24 protein-coding genes are annotated in these 22,651 nt (G+C 71.0%); 13 read left to right on the forward strand and 11 right to left on the reverse strand.

The window, feature by feature from the left end:
* Positions 1-265: 265 nt before the first annotated feature.
* Positions 266-673, forward strand: a complete 408-nt coding sequence (locus tag BJP65_RS06750) for a transferase (protein WP_055833497.1) — start codon at positions 266-268, stop codon at positions 671-673.
* A 105-nt stretch (positions 674-778) separates the two neighbouring features.
* Here the strand turns inward: BJP65_RS06750 and BJP65_RS06755 are convergent, their stop codons facing one another.
* Complete coding sequence (locus BJP65_RS06755; RefSeq protein ID WP_055833494.1) at positions 779-1,168, reverse strand: DUF1304 domain-containing protein; 390 nt, start codon at positions 1,166-1,168, stop codon at positions 779-781.
* Between the two features lie 34 nt (positions 1,169-1,202).
* On the opposite strand from BJP65_RS06755, the gene BJP65_RS06760 reads away from it, so the two are divergent.
* The 8 genes from BJP65_RS06760 to BJP65_RS06795 all read left to right on the forward strand — a co-directional run bounded on the left by BJP65_RS06760 (position 1,203) and on the right by BJP65_RS06795 (position 9,918).
* The gene (locus BJP65_RS06760) at positions 1,203-1,925 is read left to right on the forward strand and encodes a LysR family substrate-binding domain-containing protein (protein WP_083285752.1); all 723 of its coding nucleotides are present in this window, start codon (positions 1,203-1,205) and stop codon (positions 1,923-1,925) included.
* Between the two features lie 120 nt (positions 1,926-2,045).
* Positions 2,046-4,043: a CocE/NonD family hydrolase gene (locus BJP65_RS06765; RefSeq protein WP_070408630.1), complete on the forward strand. Its 1,998-nt coding sequence runs from the start codon at positions 2,046-2,048 to the stop codon at positions 4,041-4,043.
* A gap of 157 nt (positions 4,044-4,200) precedes the next feature.
* Complete coding sequence (locus tag BJP65_RS06770) at positions 4,201-5,340, forward strand: ABC transporter substrate-binding protein (protein ID WP_055833486.1); 1,140 nt, start codon at positions 4,201-4,203, stop codon at positions 5,338-5,340.
* Complete coding sequence (locus BJP65_RS06775) at positions 5,337-6,254, forward strand: ABC transporter permease subunit (RefSeq protein ID WP_070408631.1); 918 nt, start codon at positions 5,337-5,339, stop codon at positions 6,252-6,254. Before BJP65_RS06770 ends, BJP65_RS06775 begins: the two co-directional genes overlap by 4 nt.
* Positions 6,251-7,054 (forward strand): ABC transporter permease, encoded by an 804-nt coding sequence (locus BJP65_RS06780; protein WP_070408632.1) that lies wholly within the window; start codon positions 6,251-6,253, stop codon positions 7,052-7,054. The genes BJP65_RS06775 and BJP65_RS06780 overlap by 4 nt, the downstream gene beginning before the upstream one ends.
* Positions 7,051-8,166 (forward strand): ABC transporter ATP-binding protein, encoded by a 1,116-nt coding sequence (locus BJP65_RS06785; protein WP_070408633.1) that lies wholly within the window; start codon positions 7,051-7,053, stop codon positions 8,164-8,166. The genes BJP65_RS06780 and BJP65_RS06785 overlap by 4 nt, the downstream gene beginning before the upstream one ends.
* Positions 8,167-8,245: 79 nt before the next feature.
* Complete coding sequence (locus BJP65_RS06790; protein WP_070408634.1) at positions 8,246-8,974, forward strand: GMP synthase; 729 nt, start codon at positions 8,246-8,248, stop codon at positions 8,972-8,974.
* Positions 8,975-9,102: 128 nt separating this feature from the next.
* Entirely contained in the window at positions 9,103-9,918 is an 816-nt protein-coding gene (locus BJP65_RS06795; protein ID WP_070408635.1) for a tryptophan-rich sensory protein, read from the forward strand.
* A gap of 144 nt (positions 9,919-10,062) precedes the next feature.
* On the opposite strand, the gene treZ is transcribed toward BJP65_RS06795, so the two are convergent.
* The 7 genes from treZ to BJP65_RS16525 all read right to left on the reverse strand — a co-directional run bounded on the left by treZ (position 10,063) and on the right by BJP65_RS16525 (position 18,832).
* Entirely contained in the window at positions 10,063-11,814 is a 1,752-nt protein-coding gene (gene treZ, locus BJP65_RS06800; protein ID WP_070408636.1) for a malto-oligosyltrehalose trehalohydrolase, read from the reverse strand.
* Positions 11,815-11,899: 85 nt separating this feature from the next.
* Entirely contained in the window at positions 11,900-14,305 is a 2,406-nt protein-coding gene (gene treY / locus BJP65_RS06805) for a malto-oligosyltrehalose synthase (protein WP_070409884.1), read from the reverse strand.
* A gap of 5 nt (positions 14,306-14,310) precedes the next feature.
* Complete coding sequence (glgX, locus tag BJP65_RS06810; protein ID WP_258027535.1) at positions 14,311-16,533, reverse strand: glycogen debranching protein GlgX; 2,223 nt, start codon at positions 16,531-16,533, stop codon at positions 14,311-14,313.
* 79 nt (positions 16,534-16,612) lie between these two features.
* Complete coding sequence (locus tag BJP65_RS06815; protein ID WP_055833468.1) at positions 16,613-17,101, reverse strand: hypothetical protein; 489 nt, start codon at positions 17,099-17,101, stop codon at positions 16,613-16,615.
* The gene (locus tag BJP65_RS06820) at positions 17,098-17,949 is read right to left on the reverse strand and encodes a transposase (RefSeq protein ID WP_070408637.1); all 852 of its coding nucleotides are present in this window, start codon (positions 17,947-17,949) and stop codon (positions 17,098-17,100) included. The genes BJP65_RS06815 and BJP65_RS06820 overlap by 4 nt, the downstream gene beginning before the upstream one ends.
* 21 nt (positions 17,950-17,970) lie before the next feature.
* A complete protein-coding gene (locus BJP65_RS06825; protein WP_055833460.1) occupies positions 17,971-18,648 on the reverse strand; it encodes a GTP pyrophosphokinase family protein in 678 nt (225 codons plus the stop codon).
* 43 nt (positions 18,649-18,691) lie between these two features.
* Positions 18,692-18,832 carry a hypothetical protein gene (locus BJP65_RS16525; RefSeq protein WP_156458694.1) on the reverse strand — a complete coding sequence of 47 codons (141 nt, stop codon included), beginning with the start codon at positions 18,830-18,832 and terminating at the stop codon, positions 18,692-18,694.
* Between the two features lie 116 nt (positions 18,833-18,948).
* Between BJP65_RS16525 and BJP65_RS06830 the strand changes: the two genes are divergently transcribed.
* On the forward strand, positions 18,949-19,287 hold the full coding sequence (locus BJP65_RS06830; RefSeq protein WP_070408638.1) for a hypothetical protein: 339 nt from the start codon (positions 18,949-18,951) through the stop codon (positions 19,285-19,287).
* Positions 19,288-19,327: 40 nt separating this feature from the next.
* Here BJP65_RS06830 and BJP65_RS06835 read toward each other — a convergent pair whose 3' ends face one another.
* Positions 19,328-19,645 carry a hypothetical protein gene (locus tag BJP65_RS06835; protein ID WP_055833454.1) on the reverse strand — a complete coding sequence of 106 codons (318 nt, stop codon included), beginning with the start codon at positions 19,643-19,645 and terminating at the stop codon, positions 19,328-19,330.
* Positions 19,646-19,757: 112 nt separating this feature from the next.
* On the opposite strand from BJP65_RS06835, the gene BJP65_RS06840 reads away from it, so the two are divergent.
* Positions 19,758-20,069 carry a hypothetical protein gene (locus BJP65_RS06840; protein ID WP_055833451.1) on the forward strand — a complete coding sequence of 104 codons (312 nt, stop codon included), beginning with the start codon at positions 19,758-19,760 and terminating at the stop codon, positions 20,067-20,069.
* Between the two features lie 63 nt (positions 20,070-20,132).
* Here the strand turns inward: BJP65_RS06840 and BJP65_RS06845 are convergent, their stop codons facing one another.
* Positions 20,133-20,660, reverse strand: a complete 528-nt coding sequence (locus tag BJP65_RS06845; RefSeq protein ID WP_070408639.1) for a MarR family winged helix-turn-helix transcriptional regulator — start codon at positions 20,658-20,660, stop codon at positions 20,133-20,135.
* A 135-nt stretch (positions 20,661-20,795) separates the two neighbouring features.
* Here BJP65_RS06845 and BJP65_RS06850 point away from each other — a divergent pair, with 135 nt between their 5' ends.
* Positions 20,796-21,284, forward strand: a complete 489-nt coding sequence (locus BJP65_RS06850; RefSeq protein ID WP_070408640.1) for a MarR family winged helix-turn-helix transcriptional regulator — start codon at positions 20,796-20,798, stop codon at positions 21,282-21,284.
* A gap of 40 nt (positions 21,285-21,324) precedes the next feature.
* Here the strand turns inward: BJP65_RS06850 and BJP65_RS06855 are convergent, their stop codons facing one another.
* Positions 21,325-21,564, reverse strand: a complete 240-nt coding sequence (locus BJP65_RS06855) for a DUF3072 domain-containing protein (RefSeq protein WP_055833442.1) — start codon at positions 21,562-21,564, stop codon at positions 21,325-21,327.
* Between the two features lie 79 nt (positions 21,565-21,643).
* On the opposite strand from BJP65_RS06855, the gene BJP65_RS06860 reads away from it, so the two are divergent.
* Entirely contained in the window at positions 21,644-22,609 is a 966-nt protein-coding gene (locus tag BJP65_RS06860) for an alpha/beta fold hydrolase (protein WP_070408641.1), read from the forward strand.
* The last annotated feature ends 42 nt before the right edge of the window (positions 22,610-22,651 follow it).

Here is a 22,651-nt window from a genome sequence, read left to right on the forward strand (position 1 = left end):
GTGACGCAGCGGAGCGGACCGACCCGCGCACGCCGACGCCACGTCACCCCACCCGCACGCCCCGCGTGTCAACCCGCCCTCGCCTTTCGCTTCCCCGTGGGAGAACGGGGGAAGACACCGACGCCGGGAACCGTGCCGCACTTTCTCTCGACGTCGAGCAAACCGATCATGGCACGGGCGACGAAGAAGCATTCGAGGGAATGAAGCCGATTCTGCACCCGTTGTCATACATGTCGGCTGACCCGATAGCCGTCCGGAGGGGATCGTGGGTAAGAACTACATCGACATCGAAAACGACCATGGCGAGACGCTGCGTTACCGCAAGCACGTCAACGGTCGCGGACTCGTCGCGCACGGCGCGAAGGTCCACCCGTCGGCGCTTGTCGAGAACGGTGCCTACGTCGAACCCGGCGTGCAGATCGCCGCGGGCGTTCGCGTCGGTCGCGGGGTCTGGATCGAGTCCGACGCCGTCATCGGACCCGAGGCGCACATCGAGCCGCACGCGCACATCTGCGCGGGCGCGGTGATCGGCGCGGGTGCTCACATCGGCGTGCGAACGCAGGTGGGCCACAACGCCCGCATCGCCACCGGCTCGCTGATCGGCGACGACGAGATCATCAACGACGGCGAAGCCGTCGCCACCGACCGTCGGGGGCTGCGCCTGGCCGCCTGACTCCGCCGTTTCATCGGCATCCACGACCCGCACGACTCTTCGGAGCGTGCGGGTTTTCGTGTGCCCGACGGGCGCGGCCGCCGTCGGCTCCGTGCGGGCGAGAGCTCAGGCGAGGAACGTCAGCACGAGCCCGATGAGAGGCAGGGTGCCCTGCATCACCGCGGGGCGCAGGTTCTTGCGGCCCGTGCTCACGAGCACCAGGGCCGCGGCCAGCATCGAGCCGAGCGAGAAGGCCAGCAGGGTGCGTCCGACCGGGTCGCCGATTCCGCTGACGACCCAGACGATGATCCCGATGATCGCGCCGATCGCCAGGAACAGGTTGTAGAAGCCCTGGTTGTAGGCCATCGACTTCGTGATCTCGGCGGTCTGCTGGTCGGGAATGCCGAAGACCTTCCGCGTACGGGGGTTCGTCCAGCGCACGCTCTCGAGCACGAAGATGTACACGTGCAGCAGGGCCGCGAGTCCCGCGACGACGAGCGCCAGGATGCCGATCATGCTCTCACGTTACTCCCGCGGCTAGCCTGGAGTCATGGTGAACGGCAAGGGCTCTCGGGGACGCGGCGGCGCGCCCCGGCGCGGCGGACCCGCCCGTCCCGTCGCCGCGGGCCGCGCACGACCCGCGAAGAAGAGCGTCGCCCGCCCGACCCCGCCCCCTCGGGAGGAGCCGCGCACCTTCGTCCTGGGCGCCGTCCCCGGCGCGACGCCCGGCAAGTGGATCGATCTGTGGCGTGAACGCATGCCCCACGTCTCGCTGGAGCTTCGAGAGATCACGGTCGAGCACCAGCGCGCGGCCATCGACGACCTCGATGCCGCCCTGGTGCGCCTGCCTCTGGCGGCATCCGAGGACCTGCACGTGATCGAGCTCTACGAGGAGCAGCCGGTCGTGGTGATGTCCACGGATTCCGAGCTCACCGCCGCCGACGAGCTCGCACTGGCCGACCTCGCGGGGCAGGTGGTGATCGCCGCGGCCGATGACGTCTTGCACGTCATCGTCCCGGATGCCGTGCCCCCCGCGTTCGCGCCCCCGGGCGACACCGCCCAGGCGATCGCCACCGTCGCCACCGGCGTGGGTGTGGTGATCGTGCCGATGTCCCTCGCTCGCGCGCACCGTCGTCGCGACGTGGAGTACCGGGTCCTGCAGGACGGACCCGTGTCCACGGTCGCGCTGGCCTGGCTGCGGGAGAACACGACGCCCGATGTCGAGGCGTTCGTGGGCGTCGTGCGGGGCCGCACGGCGCGTTCCTCCCGCTGAGCCGAGGCCGCTCGCGGTCTCGCATCCGCTCGAGACGCATCGAGCCCTCGCGCCCGACATCTCCCGTGATCGTCCCGCGTCCGCCGCGCGGTAACCTGCGGGGGAAAAAGGGAGTGGGAAATGCGGGGTCGAACGGCCGGACTCATCGTCACCTCGAGCGTCGTGATGGCGCTGCTCTGGGCGGGCGGTGCGTCCGCGGCGACCCCCGACCTCGACATCGCGCCGACACCCGCGGCATCCATCGCCCCGGCGGCGCCGACGACGACGACCTCCGCCTCGGACGTGGCCTCCGGCGTCACGCACGCGCAGAACCCCTCCGTCCCCGAGGGGGCCGTGTGGACCGAGCAGTACCTGCCCTCGCCCGCCGCCTCCACCGATGGCGACCCCGTCGAGCTGCACGCCGACGTGCTGCGGCCGGCGCACCTGCCTCCGGATGCGCGCACCCCCGTCATCCTCTCGATCGGTCCCTACTTCTCGCACAGCGGCGCCGCCAGCGACGAGCACCGGCCCTTCACCGGTCCGACGCAGCGCCATCGAGCGCTCATCGATCAGGGCGACCTCTTGGCCGCCGGGTACACGGTGGTCTTCGTCGACCTGCGCGGCTTCGGCGGCAGCACCGGGTGCCTCGACTTCGCCGGTCCGGGTGAGCAGGCCGACGTGACGGCGGCCGTCGAGTGGGCGGCGAGCGCCGCCTGGTCGACGGGCAGGGTCGGGATGTACGGGAAGTCCTATGACGCGATGACGGGCCTGATGGGTGTGGCCGCGCGTCCCGCCGGCCTCGCCGCCGTCGTCAGTCAGGAACCGGTGTGGGATCCGTACTCGTACCTGTGGGAGAACGGCATCCCGACCGAGAACAACCGGGCCACGCCCGAGGCGTACCTGCAGATGGCCGCCCTTCCCGGCATCGCGACCCCGGGACACGTCGACGGCCTCGTGATCCCGCCCGACACCGACCGCTACCGCGACAACGCCGCGTACGAGAAGCGTCACCCCGAGTGCGCGACGTCACTGCTCTCCGACACCCTCGTCGCCGAGCGCACGTCACCCGAATGGGTCGCGCGCGATCTCGCGAGCCGGGCGGAGGGGTCGACGGTGCCGCTGCTGTTCACCCAGGGTTGGACCGAGCGCAACACCCGCGCCGACGGACTGGTCGACCTCATCGACGGCCTGGAAGGGCCGGTGTCGGCCTGGGCGGGGCCGTGGGACCACGTCGCCGGAAACGACGTCGACTCCGCCGGTCGCCTGCAGATGGGGCGCGCCGACTGGTTCGGCGAGGTGCGCGCGTTCTTCGACGCCCACCTCCGCGACCAGCAGGGCGCCGCGCCGTCGTTCGCCCTGCAGGACAACCTCGGACGCTGGCGGACCCAGGCGGAGTGGCCGGGGGCGACGCGCGAGGTCACGTCCGCCCTCGCCCCCGCGCAGTACGTCGACACGGGCGAGGGCGCCGGCGCCCTGCCCGACGGCGACGACGGCGACGGGTCGTTCTTCGGAACGGCGCCGCGAACCGCCGAGACCCTCGGCGCCTCGCAGACGCTGTCGGTCCCCGTCGCCGAGGAGACGCGCCTGACCGGCAGCGCCGCGGTGGTGCTCCACACCCGCGGCGAGGGCGCGGCGCACGTGCGGCTGTGGGACGTCGGCGCCGACGGCATCCCGACCCTCATCGATGAGAGCCTCACCCCGGTGGATGCCGGCGGCACGACATTCGTGACCCTTCGCGCCATCGACTGGACGCTGTCCCCGGGGCACGCCGCGCTGCTGACGGTGGGGACGACGGACTCCCTCCTCTGGCGGCCCTCCCCGCGCGACAGCACCGTCACGATCGACGGCGGCACCCTGACCCTGCACGCGCAGGGCACGTCGGCCGATGTGCCGACCGCCGGGGAACGGGCGCCCTTCCTCGACGCCTACCTCGCGGACGCCCGGTGGCCGGTGGCGATCGGCGCGGTCGCACCGAGCTTCTCGCTGGCGGACCCTGTCCCCTCCCCCACGGCGGCCACGGGCGGGGAACTCGCCCGCTCCGGTGGGGAGCTCTCGTCGGCGGCCGCGCTCGGGGCGATCGCCGCCCTCGCACTGGGCGCCGCGCTGGTGCGCCGTCGCGCGACGCGTTCCTCCCGCTGAGCACCGCCCCACGCCCTCACCTCGTCCCCCATCCGTTTCGACGGCGGATGAGCCGAGTTCACCCGTCCCGCTCCGAATGGTCACGGGGCGCCCATAGCTTTCCTCCGTCTCGTATCGGCGTCCCCGTCGATCCCCCGAGAGACACGAGAGGAAATCCATGTCATTCCCGCGCCTTTCCCCCGGCCGGTCCATCGCCGGTATCGCCCTCGTCACGGTCGCGGCTCTGTCGCTCGCCGGGTGCGCCGGCGGCAGCTCCGCCTCCTCGTCCGAGGGTGGCGTCGACGCCGCCACGGCCACGAGCCTCGCCGATTTCGGAACCCTCACCGACCTCGAGGCGGCCGCGAAGGCCGAGGGCCAGCTCAACGTCATCGCGCTGCCGCGCACGTGGGCCAACTACGGCGAGATCCTCGACCTGTTCGCCGAGCGGTACCCCGAGATCACGATCAACGAGCAGTCGCCCGACGTGTCCAGCGCCGAGGAGATCCAGGCGGCAACGGCCAACCAGGGCCTCGACACCGCCCCCGACGTCTTCGACCTCGGTCTCGCCGTCGCCCTGCAGAACACCGACTCCTTCGCCGCCTACAAGGTCGCGACCTTCGATGAGATCCCCGACGCGCTGAAAGAGAGCTCGGGCCTGTTCGTCGGCGACTACGGCGGGTACATGTCGGTCGGCTACGACTCCGCCCGCTTCCCCGCGCCCAGCCAGCTGAGCGACCTGCTCAAACCGGCCTACAAGGGCGCCGTGGCCATCAACGGCGACCCGACGCAGGCGGGCTCGGCCTTCGCGGCCGTGGGCCTGGCGACGGTTCAGCAGAAGGGAACGCTCGACGACTTCACGCCCGGCATCGACTTCTTCGGCCAGCTCAACGCCGCCGGGAACTTCCTCAAGGTCGACCCGACCGACGCCACCATCGCCAGCGGCGAGACCCCGGTCGTCTTCGACTGGGACTACCTCAACGCCGCCCAGGCCTCGGCCGTTCCCACCTGGAAGACCGTCGTGCTCCCCGGCACCGGTTACGCCGGCTACTACAACCAGGCCATCAACAAAGATGCGCCGAACCCGGCCGCAGCGCGTCTGTGGCAGGAGTTCCTGTACAGCGACGACGTGCAGAACCTGTGGCTCAAGGGCGGCGCGCGTCCGGCCCGCATGGAGGCCATGACCTCGGCCGGCACGATCGACGCGACGCTCGCCGCAGCCCTGCCCGCCGCCCCCGACGACACCGTCGTGCCCACCGAGGCGCAGTCCACGGCCGCCGGTGAGACGCTCGGGCAGAAGTGGGCGACGGCGCTGCAGTGACGGTCCTTCACCAGGTCGTCGCCCCCGCGGCGCCGGAGCCCTCCGCTCCGGCGCCGCGGGGTGCGGCGCGCCGCAGCTGGGCCTGGCTGGGGCTGCTCCCCTTCGTCGCCTATGTCGCGCTGTTCCTGGCCCTGCCCACGGTGCTCGCCGTGGCGTCGGGGTTCGTCGACGGCGACGGGGCGTTCACCCTCGCCAACCTCGCCGCTCTGGGCGACCCGCTGGTGGTGACGACCTTCGTCAACTCCACGGCGCTGTCGCTCGTCACCGCGATCGTGGGGGCGATCGTGGGAGCGCTGGTGTGCCTGGCCCTGCTGGGGCTTCCCGAGACGGGGGCGATCCGCACGGCCGTCGACGCGGCATCCGGAGTCCTCGCCCAGTTCGGCGGCGTCATGCTCGCCTTCGTGCTCATCGCCGCGATCGGGGCGCAGGGAGTGGTGACGGTGTTCGTGCGGCAGCTGACCGGCATCGCGTTCTACGAGAACGGCGTGTGGTTGTACGACCTGCCGGGCGTCGCGCTGGCCTACCTCATCTTCCAGGTGCCGCTCATGATCATCACGTTCATGCCCGCCCTCGCCGCGCTGAAGCCGCAGTGGGTGGAGGCGCACCTGACCCTCGGCGGAACCCGCGCCGGCTTCTGGCGACACGTGGGGATGCCGGTGCTCGCCCCCTCGTTCCTGGCGAGCCTGCTGCTGCTGTTCGCCAACGCCTTCTCGTCGTACGCGACCGCTGCCGCCCTCGCCAGCCAGGGGTCGCAGATCGTCCCGCTGCAGATCCGCACCGCGTTGACCAGCGAGACGGTCCTCGGGCGCGAGAACCTCGCGGGCGCCCTCGCGCTCGGCATGATCGTGGTCGTGGCCATCGCGATGGCGCTGTACTCGCTCGTCCAGCGTCGTGCGGCGAGGTGGCAGTCGTGAACCCCCTCGCTCCCCCGCGCGCGGTGCGCGTGATCATCGGCCTCGTCGTCGGCGTGGTGTTCGCCGTCCCCTTCGTGGCCACGGTGCTCTTCACCCTGACCCCGCTGCCGGGCGGCTCGGGCCTCTCTCTCGACCGGTGGGCCGGCCTGTTCGACCCCGCCAACGCCGCCAAGTACCGCCCCGTCTGGACGGGCCTCGGCAACTCCCTGCTCCTCGCGGGGGTGACCGTGCTGCTGGTGGTGGGGCTGTTCACCCCGACCATGGTGCTGGTGGCGATCGCGTTCCCCCGCCTGCGACGCGTCTTCGAGTTCGTCGCCCTGCTGCCGATCTCGCTGCCCGCGATCGTGCTCGTGGTGGGGCTGACCCCCATCTATCTGCAGATCGGTCGCACGCTCGGGACCGGGGCCTGGACGCTCGCTTTCGCGTACGGCATCCTCGTGCTCCCCTTCGCCTACCGCTCGATCCAGGCCTCGATCGACGCCATCGACGTCACGACCCTCGCCGAGGCCGCGCGCACCCTCGGCGCCGGCTGGGGTTCCGTGCTGCTGCGCGTGATCGTGCCGAATCTGCGGCAGGGCCTGCTCGCCGCCGCGCTCATCTCGGTGGCGGTGGTGCTGGGCGAGTTCACGATCGCCTCGCTGCTGAACCGTCAGACCCTGCAGACGGCCCTCGTGGTCGTCAACAAGCAAGACGGCTGGGTCGCCGCCATCTTCACCCTGCTCGCACTGGCGTTCGCGTTCGTGCTGCTCCTCGTCATCGGCCGCGTCGGACGCATCGGCGCCGGAAGGAAGACCCCATGACCGCCGCCGACACCCCCATCCGCGCGCTCCCCGACGCCGCCGCGAGCAGCCTCGCCACCGGCACCCGCGCGGGGGTCGAGCTGCGCGGCGTCCTCAAGGAGTACGGATCCACCCGCGTGCTGCACGGCGTCGACCTCGACGTCGCCCCCGGGGAGTTCGTCTCGCTGCTCGGGCCCTCGGGCTGCGGCAAGACCACGGCGTTGCGCGTGCTCGCGGGACTCGAGCACGCCGACGGCGGCGAGGTGCGCATCGGCGGGCGCGACGTGTCGCGCGTGCCCACGAACAAGCGCGACATCGGCATGGTGTTCCAGTCGTACTCCCTGTTCCCGCACCTGCGGGTGCTCGACAACACAGCGTTCGGACTGCGCCGCCGCGGGGTCGGCGCGACCGAGGCCCGCCGGCGCGCGGGCGATGCCCTCGACCTCGTCGGGCTCGGCCACCTCGGCGATCGATACGCCCACCAGCTCTCGGGCGGTCAGCAGCAGCGCGTGGCCCTCGCCCGCGCTCTGGTGACCGAGCCGCGCGTGCTGCTGCTCGACGAGCCCCTCTCGGCCCTCGACGCCAAGGTGCGGGTGCAGCTGCGCGACGAGATCCGGCGCATCCAGCTGCGGCTGGGCACCACGACCGTCTTCGTCACGCACGACCAGGAGGAGGCCCTGGCGGTGTCGGACCGGGTCGCCGTGATGGGCGCCGGTCGCATCCTGCAGGTGGGGAGCCCCGAAGACCTCTACTCGCGGCCCGCCGGCGCCGAGGTCGCGGCGTTCGTGGGAGCGTCGAGCGTGGTGCCCGGGATCGTCTCCGCGGGGACGGTGTCGGTCTGGGGTCAGCGGCTGCCGCTGCTCGCCCCCGCCCCCGACGGCCCGTGCGAGGTGTTCGTGCGCCCCGAGAACGTGCGCGTGGTGTCGCCCGGCGACTCCGGCGTCGACGCGGTCGTGGAATCCAGCACGTTCCTCGGGAGCATGCGGCGCTCGATGCTGCGCGTGGACGACGGGACGGGCGTGCACGTGCAGCACCCCGCCGAGGTGCGTCTCACGCCCGGCGACCGCGTGCGGATCCGGGTCGACGCGGTGCCCGCACTGACCCGACCCGTCACGTCGCCGGCCGGCGGCTGACGCGCGAGGGCACCGCCACCGCGTGTCGCCGTATGTCCAGGGCCTGCCCGACGCGCACTCACCCGCATACAATTTCGGGATGACCGCACGCCTGCTCTACGTCTGCGCCCGGCCGCAGCGCACGGCGGCTGTGGCCGAGTGGGCGTCGTTCCGCGACGGCCTGGGCGTCGGCGACGACGACCTCATCCACCACGACCTGGTGCGTCATCCCCTGCCCGACGACCTCGACCGCTTCGCTGCCGTGGTCGTGGGCGGCAGCCCCTTCAACGTCACCGACCCCGACAAGACCGACGCGCAGCGCCGGCTCGAACGCGACCTCGAGCGTCTGGCCGCGACGGCGATCGAGGGGCGTACGAACGCGCTGTTCACCTGCTTCGGCATCGGAGTGGTCACGCGCCTGCTCGGCGGGGAGGTCACGCTGATGCACCCCGAGGGCACCGGACCGACCGACATCACCCTGACCGCGGCCGGTCGCGACGACGAACTCTTCGGCATCCTGAGTCCGCGGTTCGAGGCCTTGACCGCCCACAAAGAGGGCACCGCGAGCGTGCCGCCCACCGCCACTCTGCTCGCCGAGAACGACGCCTGCCCCGTGCAGGCCTACCGCGCGGGCGCGGGGCTGTGGGCGACGCAGTTCCACCCCGAGCCCACGGCCGACGCTTTCGTGGCGCGCATGGTCGTGTACCGCGATGCGGGCTATTTCGACGCCGACGCCTTCGACGAGGTGTCGGCGCACGTGCGCACCGCCTCGGTCGAGCAGCCCACCCGGCTGCTGCGTTCTTTCGCCGCCCGCGTCGTCTCGGCCTGACCCGGCCGCACCCGAGCCCCTCGGCATCCCGTTCCGCGTGGTCGAGCCGTGCCGCCCCGCGTCGATACCGGATGCCGTGATGTCAAGCCCGATGCGTAAAACTCGCTAGCTTATCTAGTCTTCTAGACATGAACGCCTCCACACCAACACGCGGGGTCGACCTCGCACGCCAGATCGTCGTCCTCTCCGCGCTGTCGTTCATGCTCATCGCGGCGGTCATCGGAGCCGGGGCCTTCGGCAACTCCGCCGTCGAGGACCAGCAGGGCGGCGCACTCGACACCGACGGTTCGTATCTCGCCCCCGCCGGCCCCGCCTTCTCGATCTGGTCGCTCATCTACCTCGGACTGATCGTCTACGCGATCTGGCAGGCCCTCCCCCGCCAGCGCGCGAATCCGCGCCAGCGGGCGCTCGGCTGGCTCATCGCCCTCACCATGACGCTGAACGGGCTGTGGCTGGTCACCGCGCGCTTCGGCACGCTGTTCCTCACGGTCGTCGTGATCGTGCTGCTGCTCGCCGCCCTCGGGTGGACCTTCCGCGTGGCCGTCGCCACGCGCGAGCCCCGCGGCGGAGTGGTCGATTCCGTGCTGATCGACGGCGTCACGGGCCTTCACCTGGGCTGGGTCACCCTCGCCACCGTCGCGAACACGGCCGCTTGGCTCACCACCGTGGTCCCGCCGAGCTGGGAGCAGGGGGCGGATGCCATCGGCATCACCGTTCTGATCGTGGTGGCCCTCATCGGGCTCGCCATCGCGTGGCGCAGCTCCTGGCGCGTGGCCCCGGCCCTGGCCCTGGCCTGGGGTCTCGGCTGGCTCGCGGTCGAGCGCTTCTCGGGCTCCCCGCAGAGCACGCCGATCGGCATCACCGCGATCATCGTGGCCGTCGTCGTGCTGCTGGTGCCGGTGGCCGTGAGCGGCATGCGACTGCTGCGTCCGAGCATCGACTGACACCGCGGCCGCGGCGCCGGCGGTGCGCCTCCGCGTGGACCGCTCCGGCCTCCCGCCCGGGCACACGGGACGCAGCTCGCTCGAGGTCTGAGCCGCGCACGGCGACGGCCCCATCCCGCGCGGGGATGGGGCCGTCGCCGTGTCTTACCGCGCGGGGGCGACGATCGCGCTGGCTCCCGCGGGCACCGTCAGCGTGTCGCGGTCGAGCACCACGCCCTCGGTCGTCGCGAGCAGCACGCGGGCCTCGCGGGCCACGGATGCCGTGATCTCGACCTCGGACAGGTTCACGATCACCGAGAGGTCGTGGCGCCGCAGCTCGTAGACGCGACCGCCCGACGCCTCGCGGGTCGACGCCGACAGTCCCTCGCGGGAGGGCTCGGTGAGCTCGGGACGCTCGCGGCGCAGTTTCGCCAGCTCGCGGTACAGCCCGAGCAGCTGCGCGTGGTCGCCCTCGCCGACCTCGTCCCAGTCGAGCTTCGAGTTCTCGAAGGTCGACGGGTCCTGCGGGTCGGGAACGGTGGATTCGTCCCAGCCCATCTTCTCGAACTCGGCGATGCGCCCCTCGGCGGTGGCCTTGCCGAGCTCGGGCTCGGGGTGCGAGGTGAAGAACTGCCACGGCGTGGTCGCGCCCCACTCCTCGCCCATGAACAGCATCGGCGTGCCGGGCGCCGTCAGCGTCAGCACGGCGGCCGCGGCGAGGCGGTCGTAGGGCAGCGACTGCGACAGCCGGTCACCGGCGGCCCGGTTGCCGATCTGGTCGTGGTCCTGGGCGAAGGTGACCAGGCGCCAGTTGGGCACGGCATCCGGAATGGGGTGTCCGTGCTTCTCCTCGCGGAAGGTGGAGTAGCTGCCGTCGTGGAAGAAGCCGCCCTCCGAGACCTTCTCGAACGCGTCGAGCGCCGCGAAGTCCTCGTAGTACCCGATGGTCTCGCCGGTCAGCGCGACGTGCGCGGTGTGGTGCCAGTCGTCCGACCACTGCGCGGTGAGGCCGTAGCCCCCGGCCTCGCGCGGCAGGATCAGCTTCGGGTCGTTCATGTCGCTCTCGGCGATGGTCGTGAGCGGCAGGCCGCGGTGCGCCGACAGGGCGTCGGTGCGCTCGGCGATCTCCTGCAGCACGTGCACCGGGCGGTGATCGAGCAGCGCGTGCACGGCATCCAGGCGCAGGCCGTCGACGTGGTAGTCGCTCATCCACATCAGGGCGTTCTCGACGATGTAGGAGCGGACCGCGTCTTCGTCGAGGTTGACCGAGTCTCCCCACGTGTTGCGGCTGCCCTCGCGCAGGTACTCGCCGAACTCGGGCAGGTAGTTGCCCGAGGGGCCGAGGTGGTTGTAGACGACGTCCTGGATGACGGCGAGCCCCGCCGCGTGGGCCGCGTCGACGAAGCGCTGGTACGCCTCGGGTCCGCCGTAGGCCTCGTGCACGGTGTACCAGAGCACCCCGTCGTATCCCCAGTTCCAGGTGCCGTTGAAGCCGTTGACCGGCAGCAGCTCGACGTGGGTCACCCCCAGGTCGACGAGGTGCTCGAGGCGGCCGATCGCGGCATCCAGGGTCCCCTCGGGGGTGAAGGTTCCCAGGTGCAGCTCGTAGATCAGACCGCCCGCGAGCTGCTTGCCCGTCCAGGCGGTGTCGTTCCACGTGTAGACCGACGGGTCGAACCATGCCGAGGCCTCGTGCACGCCGCCGGGCTGGCGGCGCGAGCGCGGGTCGGGACGCAGGTCGTCGCCGTCGCCCAGCACGAACCCGTAGCGTTCGCCGTCGGCGAGGCGCGTCGAAGCCGTCCACCAGCCGCCGTCACCGGCCGCCATCTCGATGTCTTCGACGACGGTGTCGCCGCTGTCGTCGAGCCGGCGCAGCCGCACCCGCGTGCTCTTCGGTGCCCAGACGGCAATGCTCATGAGGTCGTTCCTTACGCGTGAGGTGCCAAGAAGTGTCGCTTCGGGGGCGCGTAAGGCGACGATTCTCGGCGCCTCACGCGCAAGGTCAGCAGACCAGGAGGGCGACGGGGTACGTCGCGAGCAGGGCCGACAGAGGGGTGGGGCCGCCGGGGAACTCGCGGCCGGTCAGCACGTCGGTGACCGGCGTCTCGGGCAGCAGCAACACGGTGTCGCCCCAGCCTCCGCGCTCGGCCAGGCCCCACGGCAGACGGGTCGCCACGGCGAACACTCCGCCGCGGTCCAGGGCGACGACGTGATCGGATGCCACTCCCGCAGCCTCGAGCGCCCGGTACACGTCGAGGGGCTTCTCGCGCCGCACGCGCAGGGCGCGCGAGGTCACGAGCAGCTTGGCCGCGCCCGTCTCATCGACCGCGGGGCTTGCGGCACCCTCGGCGTCGATCGAGGCGAGCAGTCGGCGACGCTCGGCGAAGTCCACCGCGCGGCGGTTGTCGGGGTCGACGAGCGACTGCTCCCACAACTCCGAGCCCTGGTACACGTCGGGCACACCCGCGCCGAGGAGCTGCACCAGCTTGGCCGAGAGGCCGTTCGACCAGCCCGCGGCCGAGATCTCGTCGACGAACGCGCGCACGCGGTCGGCAGCGCGACCGGTGGCCGCGTCGACCACGGCGTGCATGCGCTCCTCGAAGGCCTCGTCCTGCTCCCACCAGCCGGTGACCTCCGACGCCTCGCGCGCGGCCTTCTCGGCGTACGCGTGCAAACGCTCGCGGTACTCCGACAGCCCGTGACGCGTGGACGCCGTGGCGGGCCACGCTCCGACGATGGCCTGCCACAGCAGGGCATCGAAGGGCCCGTGCCCGGTCGAGGCGATGCCGCGGAACTCCTCGAGCACCTCGGCCCAGCGCTCGGGGATCTCGGCGAGCACCGCGATGCGGGCACGCGTGTCCTCGCCGCGCTTGGTGTCGTGGGTCGAGAGCGTCGTCATCGCGGTCGGCCACGAGGCGTGCCGCGCGGCCTGCGCCGCGTGGAAGCCGTCGACGTCGAGCGAGAACTGCCCGGGGTCGCCGCCCACCTCGGTGAGCGAGCCGAGACGCGTGAAGCGGTAGAACGCCGTGTCTTCGACGCCCTTCGCCATCACGGGCCCGGTGGTCTGCTGGAAACGCCAGGCGATCTCGAGCGCGGTGTCGGCGAGCGCGGGCACGAGCTTCTCGATCACGTCCCCCAGCTCGGGGCGACGCACCTCGGCCTCGCCCGCGGCGGCGTCGAGGTGCGCGCGACCGGCGGGGAGGTACGAGCGGTAGGTCGGGAAGCACGCGAGGATCTCGGCCAGGGCGTCCTGCAGCACCTCGACCTCGAACTCCTCGCGGAGCGACGCGGGAAGGCCGCGCACGATCCGGCGGATCTCCGACACCTGGATGGAGTCGGCGATCTTGCGCTTGGTGTCGTGGATGAGGTCGTGCCAGCCGGTCAGCGGTGCGAGATCGCTGGCGGCGCGCAGTCGCGCGTCGAGCGCGTCGAGCGCCGCCTCTCCGGCGGGGTCGGTGAGCACGCGGTCGATCTCGGCGAGGGCGTCGTATCCGGTGGTCCCGGCCGTCTTCCACCACGAGGGCAGGGCTTCGCCGTGCTCGAGGATCTTCTCCACGAGCACGTACCCGGCATCCGGGCCGCCGGCCTCGGTGAGAGCGGTCGCGAGCTGGTCGAGGTAACCGCCCGGGTCGACGAGACCGTCGGGGTGGTCCACGCGCAGGCCGTCGGCGAGGCCCTCGCGCACCCAGCGGAGGATCTCGGCGTGGGTCGCCTGGAACACCTCGGGCCGTTCGACGCGCACGCCCGCGAGGGTCGTGACGGCGAAGAAACGGCGGTAGTTGAGTTCGGCCGCCTCGTCCTGCCAGAACCGCAGCTCGAAGTTCTGCGCGTCGAGCAGCGCCTCGATGGCATCGCGCGAGCCCGAGGCCGCGGCATCCGTCCCCGTTCCCGGTGCGACCGGGAAGGCGTGGTCGTAGTACCGGATGAGCCCGTCGGGTGCGTCGTCGGCCGGCGTGGGGTCGTACGAGATCTCATCGATGACGGCGTCGAGGTGGTCGCCGAGCACCGGCACCCGCACCTTGCCGCCACCGAACTCCCAGTCGATGTCGAAGGCGGTCGCGTGCGCCGAGGCGCGCCCCTGACGCAGCACGTCCCACCACCAGGCGTTCGAGCGCGGCTCCGAGACGCCCATGTGGTTGGGGACGATGTCGATCAGGATGCCGAGCCCTTCGGCGCGCGCCGCGGCGGCGAAGCGGTCGAGACCCTCCGCGCCTCCGCGGGCGGGATCGACGCGCGTGACGTCGACGACGTCGTAGCCGTGGTCGGAGCCGGGGGTGGCCTCGAGGATCGGCGAGAGGTACGCCCACGAGACCCCGAGGTCACGGAGATATCCCGTGACCTCGGCGGCGTCGTCGAGGGTGAACGATTCGCGGATCTGCAGGCGGTAGGTCGAAAGCGGATGCCGCATGTCGCTCACAGCTCCGGCTTGGGTGCTTGACCTGGCAGGTCGTCGTTGCCGATGACCTGGATCTGCGCCGTGAGCGAGGCCGCGACCGAGTGGTCGATCTCGGGCTCGGGAAGGTGGTGCTCGCGCAGCACCATGAGCGACTTGGGCTCCAGCGGCAGCGTCTCGCCGGGGCTCAGCGGCTCGGTGTTGGCCCGCTCGCCCGCCGTGTCGACGTAGGCGTCCCACTTGGGGGCGTACTCGAAGTCGGGAAGCCGGAAGTCGACTTTGTCGTCACCCGCGTTGAAGAGCACGAGGAAGTGGTCGTCGCTGATCGACTCGCCGCGACGGTCGCGCTCGCGGATCCCCTGGCCGTTGAGGAACACGCCGACCGCGAGCCCGAAGCCGTTGTCCCAGTCCTCGGGCTGCATGAGTGAGCCGTCAGGACGCAGCCACACCACGTCGGGGATGGGAGCGCCTTCCTCCATCTTCACGGGGCGGCCGTCGAAGAACCGGCTGCGTCGGAAGGTGGGGTGCTGCTTACGCAGACGCGCGAGGGCGGCGGTGAACTCGATGAGCGGGGTGTCGATGTTCGACCAGTCCACCCACGTGATCTCGTTGTCCTGGGCGTACCCGTTGTTGTTGCCGCCCTGCGTGCGACCGAGCTCGTCGCCGTGCAGCAGCATGGGCACACCCTGGCTCAGCAGAAGCGTCGCGATGAAGTTGCGCTGCTGCTGCGCGCGACGCTTCAACACATCGGGGTCGTCGGTCGACCCCTCGACACCCATGTTGCTCGAGCGGTTGTGCGATTCGCCGTCGTTGTTGTCTTCGCCGTTGGCGTCGTTGTGCTTCTCGTTGTACGACACGAGGTCGCGGAGCGTGAAGCCGTCGTGCGCGGTGACGAAGTTGATGGACGCCACCGGGAACCGACCGGAGTGCTCGTACAGGTCGGCCGAACCGGTGAGGCGCGAGGCGAACTCCGCGAGGGCCTGCGGCTCGCCGCGCCAGAAGTCGCGGACGGTGTCGCGGTACTTGCCGTTCCACTCGGTCCACTGGGGCGGGAAGTTCCCGACCTGGTACCCGCCGGGGCCCACGTCCCACGGCTCGGCGATCAGCTTGACCTGCGAGACCACCGGATCCTGCTGCACGAGCTCGAAGAAGGTGGCGAGCTTGTCGACCTCGTAGAACTCGCGAGCGAGGGTCGAGGCGAGGTCGAAGCGGAAGCCGTCGACGTGCATCTCGAGTACCCAGTAGCGCAGCGAGTCCATGATCAGCTGCAGCGTGTGGGGGTTGCCCACGTTCATGCTGTTGCCGGTGCCGGTGTAGTCGGTGTAGTAGCGCTTGTCGTCGTCTTCGAGGCGGTAGTAGGCCTCGTTGTCGATGCCGCGCATCGAGAGGGTGGGGCCCATGTGGTTGCCCTCGGCGGTGTGGTTGTAGACCACGTCGAGGATGACCTCGATGCCCGTCGCGTGCAGTGCCTTGACCATGGCCTTGAACTCCTGCACCTGCTGACCGTGGTCACCGGTCGAGGAGTAGGTGTTCTGCGGAGCGAGGAACGCGATGGTGTTGTAGCCCCAGTAGTTCGACAGACCCTTCTCTTCCAGAGTGGAGTCGTTGACGAACTGGTGCACCGGCATGAGCTCGATGGCGGTGATGCCGAGCTTCTTCAGGTGGTCGATGACGGCCGGGTGGGCGATGCCGGCGTAGGTGCCGCGCAGTTCCTCGGGCACGTCGGGGTGCAGCTGGGTGAGACCGCGCACGTGGGCCTCGTAGATGAAGCTCTCGGCGTACGGGATCTTGGGCTGGCGATCGCCCGACCAGTCGAAGAACGGGTTGACGACCACGCCCTTCATCATGTGCGGGGCGGAGTCCTCGTCGTTGAACGAGTCGGGGTCGCCGAACTCGTAGCTGAAGACCGGCTGGCCCCAGTCGATCTGCCCCTCGACGGCTTTGGCGTACGGGTCGAGCAGGAGCTTGCTCGCGTTGTAGCGCTTGCCGCTGGCCGGGTCGTACTCCCCGTGCACGCGGTAGCCGTACCGCTGTCCGGGCTGGATGTTGGGGAGGTAGCCGTGCCACACGAACGCGTCGACGTCCACGAGCTCGAAGCGCGTCTCCGTTCCGTCTTCTTCGAAGAAGCAGAGCTCGACGCGCTCCGCTCCTTCACTGAACAGGGCGAAGTTCGTCCCGTTACCGTCGTAAGTGGCCCCGAGGGGATAACTGGATCCTGGCCATACCTGCTGCACGTCGCTCACGATAGACCAGCGTCGCTCGCGGAACAGACCGGGGACGCGAGAGTTGACACCCGGCGAACCCCCGACTATGCGCGGGGCGTCACGCGCGCTCAGGTGGATGACGCAGCAGCTCGATGCGCTCCTCGAGGTATCGGGCGAGCGGCTGGTATCCCCCGGCCGCGCTCCAGCGCACGAGCGCCTCTCCCCCGCGGACGGCGAGGGGGCTCGATGCCGCGTCGAGGGCGGCGAGGTCGATGGGGTGCCACCCGATGTGCACCGTCTCACCCTCGGGTACTCCGCCGCGCGCCGCCGCCGCCGACAGCTCGGCGCGGCGGCGTTGCGATTCGGCGGCGAAACCGCGGCGCACCTCTTCGTGCGAGCGCACGATGTCGCCCGTGGCGAGCACGCCGTCGTCGATCACGAGCAGCACCCCGAGGTGCCACGCCGTCCCGCGCTGCGCGATGCGCGCCGCACGCGGGATGCCGAGCAACCGCCGCCCCTCCTGCAGTTCGCCGATGCGCTCGCGCGGGGCGTCGGTCAGGCGCCGACGCGCGGCGTCGAGGATCGCCGTCACCGTGGACTCGGTCATGCGCCCTCTCCGTCATCGCTCGCAGCTTCCGCCCGTTCGAGCGCCCGGGCCGCCGACCGAGCGGTCTCGACGACCGAGGCGCGCTCGCCCTCACGCGCATCGACCGCGGCGGCCGCGGCCGCGGCGTCGGCCTCCGCCCGCTCGAGGTCGGCGCGCAGCGCGTCGACCCGCTCGTTCGCCCGATCGGCCTTCTCTCGCGCCGAGTCCAGCCGCTTGTCAGCACCGGCCAGGTCGCGATCGGCCTCGGCGCGCGCACGCTCGGCTTCGCGCACGGCCCGCTCGGCGGCTTTGCGCGCGCGTCGGGCCGCGAGATCGTCGCGCGGACCGGCGGCGGGCACCACGCCGGGGACCGACCCGGCGACCGCGGCCCCCAGGGCATCGGACTCGAGATCGGCCAGGTCGACGGGCGCCACGAGCCGTCCCGTCAGTACGGCCGCCGCGACCGTGGAATCGACGACGGCGGCGTTGATGGTCTTCTGCACCGCGTCGATCATCGCGCCGCTCAGCGGCGTGCCCTCCGCGGCGGCGAGCTCTCCCGCGCGCCGGGCGAGGGCGGTGACGAGCTGACGCCGCTGACGTCCGAGGCGGGCGAGCTCCGCGGCATCCAGGTCGTCCTGCGCCTCGTGCAGAGCGCGGGAGAGCTCCACGGCCTCGCCCAGCTGCCCGTCGCGCACGAGCAGGTTGACCGCCCACGCGGCGACCGTGGGTTTGCGCAGTCGCGCGATGCGGCGACCGACCGGTCCCGCCACGTCGTCGGCTCGCGCATTACGGGCCGCGGTGAATCGCGCGGGCGGCAGGACGAGCAGTTCGGCTGCGACCTCGTCGAGGAGGCCGGCGTCGTCGCTCATCGTTCCATTCTGACGGGCTCGTCAGAGCGAGACCACCCCCGGCTGCGCTCCGCGGATCTCGCGGTGCAGCCGTTCCATGCGCGCGTCGAGCTCAGCCGCGGTGTCGGCGGCGTTCTTCAGCTCGGCGAGCAGATCGTCGGGCACGAGTCGGTCGTACTTGTAGTAGATCTTGTGCTCGAGGCTGGCCCAGAAGTCCATCGCGATGGTGCGGAACTGCACCTCGACGGGAACGTCGACCCGGCCGGTCGAGAGGTACACGGGCACCTCGACGATCACGTGCAGACTCTTGTAGCCGTTGGCCTTGGGCTCGGCGATGTAGTCCTTCACCTCGCGCACGGTGATGTCGTCCTGCCGGGTGAGCAGGTCGGACAAGCGGTAGGCGTCATCGACGAAGCTGCAGGTGATGCGGATGCCGGCGATGTCGGTGATCGCTGCGCGGATCGAGTCGAAGTCGGTCTCGACGCCCTTGCGCCGCACCTTGTCGACCAGGCTGTCGGGTGACTTCACCCGGCTCGACACGTGCTCGATCGGGTTGTAGGCGTGCATCTCCTGGAACTCTTCGCGCAGGATCGAGATCTTTGTCTCGACCTCGGCCAGCCCGAAGCGGTACTCCATGAGGAACCGTTGGAAATCGTCCCTCAGGGCTCGCAACGCCGCACCCGAGACGGTGATCTGCTGTTCGTCCAGCGAGTCCGTCATGACCTCGACGTTATCCAGCGCGCCTACGAGGGCCCTGGGAGCATCAGCGGCGTGGCGGCTCCGAGGCGCGGGGGACGAGCTCGCCGTCGATGACGTCGATGCCGATGAGTCCGTCGAAGACGTGGGGGAGATCGTCGGATTCGTCGCCGGGTTCCGGGTGCCAAGGCGTGGGGGGATGAGTCATGGCGCCCTCCTTCCGTGAAGGTCCCACGATCTCAGGGGCACCCCGTCCCGTCCGGCGGTCTTGACACCGGGCAATCCTCGGCGTATCCGGCGAGACCCTCGCGTATCGTGGGCCGCATGGGGACCATTCATTACGGCGGAAGCGGCACGATCGTCCACATCGAGGATCGCGCGCTCGCGCATCTCAAGGTCGTGATCTCGACGAAGCTCCGTCGTGGCGAGAGCTTCACGCTCTCGTGGCGTCACCGCGACGACGAGGAGCGCGGCCGCAGCACGCTGTGGCTGCACCCGGCCATTCCCTTGCGCTTCGTCTTCGACGAGTCGGAACCCACGATGCTGAGTCGCGAGTGGATCGAGCGGCTGGCCGAATCGGCGAACTCCTCGGGCGGCATCATGCTCGTCGCCGAAGACATCGCGCCGTCCGCCGAGGCCGACGCCTCGTCATCGGCGCACTGAACGCGCCCGACCCGCGGCACTCTCGGCGCCGCGCCGACGATCAGCCCTCTTCGACGCCCGCGTCTTCGCTGGGCTCGGGCGTGATGGCCAGGCCGTTGGGTCCGGATGCCGCGAGCATGAGGTCCTCGACCCACACGCGGTTGATGCGGGGCTGACGGCTCCCGTAGAAGTGGAACTGGATGGGCACCGACGGGTGCATCCAGAAGCTGCGGCGGCCACTGCCGTCACCGACCTCGACGTCGAACATGAACGATTCCGAGCGGCGCAGCTTGTTCATCACGACGATGCGCAGGTGTGCGAGCGTGCGGTCATCGATGTCGACGGCGTTCGCGACGGTGTCGTAGATGAATCTGCCCATGCGTCCGAGCCTAGCCGAGGAACGCAGAGCGGCATCCGCCATCCGGTGCCACGGCGCGGGGCGGTGAGGCAACCCCGACGGGCTCCACGCTCCGCACGACTAGCGTGAGCGTGTGGGAACGCTTTACTACGGAGACGCCGCGACACCGATCGACATCGAGGATCGCGCGCTCGCGCACCTCAAGGTGGTCATCGCCACCAAGCTCCGCCGTGGCGAGAGCTTCACGCTGTCGTGGACGCACGGTCCGGGGCAGGACGTGGGTCGCAGCACGGTGTGGCTGCACCCGTCGATCCCCCTGCGCTTCGTCTTCGACGAGCCGGAGCCGGCGTTGCTGAGCCGCGCCTGGGTCGAAGACCTGGCGAACTCCGCGAACTCCTCGGGCGGCCTCCTGCTGGTGCCCGAGCCGGAGCACCCTGGGTCCTGACCCGGACCGGCGGACTGCCGCCCGGATGCCCTGAGCGTCACCCCGCTGACGTCGATCGGCGACTCACCGCTCGGAGTCGACCGGTTCCGGGTGCGGATCGACCTGGTCGACGGCATCCTGCAGACGGCCGAGGCACGCGATGACCGCGGCGCTCTCTTCCGGCGTCATGTCGACGACGGCGCCCATCATGCGGGAGTGCATCGTCCCGAGCGTCGCGCGCACCTCGTCGTCGCTGGCCGCGGTGGCGACGATGAAGATGCTGCGCCGGTCGGTGGGGTGGGGCGTGCGGGTGACGTGGCCGGACTTCTCGAGACGGTCGACGATGGCGGTCGTCGACGCCGTCGAGACACCGAGGTACCGCGTCAGCTCACTCGGTGAGACCTGACGCTGCTGTCCGGCGGCCCGCAGCAGGTAGCGCAGCACGAGGAGCTCGTTCTCGCCCATCGACATCGACTCGCGGGTGCGTCGGCGCATCGCCACCTCGGCGGCGCGGTACACGCGGAACGCCTGCAGCACCTCGATGGCGCGTCGGCGACGATCCTCGTCCGCGGCGCCGTACCAATAGCGCGTTTCGCCCGAGTCGTTCTCCACCTGGGCATCCTATGACAGGGAAACGCCCAGCCCCCTGCCCCTGCGCGAGGCGGACAGCTACCATGGTTAGTAGCGAGGCTGTCTACTTGATCGGCCTCGGAGACACTAGGCCGCCGAGAGATCGCGGGAGGCGAGATGGAAGACACCACGTCGGCAGACGACGTCGTCAAGGCCCTCACCGACCTCACCGAGTCCGGGGTCGCCTCCGAGCGGGCCGCACTCCAGTCGCTCGGCATCGGCCCCAACGACGCCAAGGTGCTGCGGTTCCTGCTGCAGCGCGACACCGACGACGCCCCTGTCACCCCGCGCCTGCTGGCCGAGATGCTGGGCATCTCGTCGGCGGCGACCACCGCCCTCATCGATCGACTGGCCGAGGCCGGTTGGGTGGAGCGCGGACCGTACCCGGGCGACCGCCGTTCGATCGTCGTGCGCGAGACCATCGACGCCGACTCCCCCGCCCGCCGCGTGCTGGCGGTGCGCCACTCCTCGGCTTCCGCGGCCGCCGGGCGTCTGGGTGCCGCCGAGCGGCGCATCGTGGCCGACTTCCTCGACGACATCGCCCGCGGTGAGACCCACGACATCGACGAGCTGCGGCTCCACGACAGAGCGTCCCGCACGACCTGACCAGCAGGTCGGACGGGACGCCCGGGGCGCGAGGCGACCGTCAGTTGGTGGAGCGGCCGGTCTCGGCCTGCAGACGCTCGATCTGCTCCGACGCCTCGGCCTTGTTCAGGTCGGCGGGGATCTCCTCGCCGGCTTCGCGTGCCAGCGTGTCGAGGTAGCTGCGCTGCGGGGCGGTCATCGGCTCGTCGCCGGTGACCCAGTCCGAGGGGTCCTTCTCGGCGGGGTTGTCGCTGTCGCGGACGGCACCCAGGGTCTCTTCTTCTCGGGAGGAATCGCTCATGGGTCGAGGCTAGGCCGACGCGGTCGACACGGCCCCCGGGATTGACAGAGCGCCCAGGCGAGTACGGCATCCTGGATCGATGCCCCGCGACCCGAGACCCGCCGACGTCCAGGTCGAGACCTATCGGCGCGGCGACGCGCGAACCAGGGTCACCCGCGTATCCAGCGGGGCCACGACGGGGCGCTCGTTCGTGCTCGTGGCCGGCATCGGGGTGGCGTCGACGTACTTCGAGTTCCTCGCACCGCTGCTCGCGAACGAGGGCGACGTCTTCGCCCTCGACCTGCCGGGCTTCGGCGGGGTCCCCGCGTCGGGGGAGCAGCCCACCGCCTCCTTCTTCGCCGACCAGGTCGAGGGGGTGCTCGACCACTACGACCTCGACGACCCCGTGCTCATCGGTCACTCGATGGGCACGCAGGTGGTCACCGAGGTGCTCGCGCGGCGGCCTGATCTCTCGCACGCGGTGCTCGTGAGTCCCGTCGTCGACGAGAGCGAGGCCCACGCCCTCACCCAAGCGGTGCGTTTCGTGCAGTCGACGCTGCGCGAGTCCGTGCACATCGCGTTGCTGGCGGTGTCGGCCTACCTGTTGTGCGGGTTCCTCTACTTCTTCGAGACGTTGCCGCACATGCTGCGCTACCGCATCTCGGACCGCATCGGTGCAGCGCACGCGACCCTGCTGCTCGTGCGCGGCGAGTTCGACCGCCCCTCGCCGCGCCGGCTGCATTCGCGCCTGGTCGCCCGCTCCCGCTCCGCGCGCCGGTGGGAGATCGAGGGGGCCGCGCACTGCGTCGTGAACAGTCACGCCGTCGGCGTGGCCGACCTGGTCGTGCGGCACGTGCGCGACGAGCTGGCGGCGAAGGGCCGGATGCCGGCGGCCGACGCCGTGGTTCCCCCGGCCTCGCACGCCGACGTGCGCATGGTGCTCGGCGCCATGGCCAGCCGCGCCGCCGAGTGGGTCAGCGCGGCACGCAAAGACGAGACGGGCGTGGAGAAGGCCAAGGCGCGCCACACCCGGGTGCTGTGGGAGGCCTACCGCCCACGCAGCTGAGGGGTACCTCGCCCGCCGCGCCACGGCAACCCCCGCGACCGC

This window comes from Microbacterium sp. BH-3-3-3 (assembly GCF_001792815.1).
Taxonomy (GTDB): domain Bacteria; phylum Actinomycetota; class Actinomycetes; order Actinomycetales; family Microbacteriaceae; genus Microbacterium.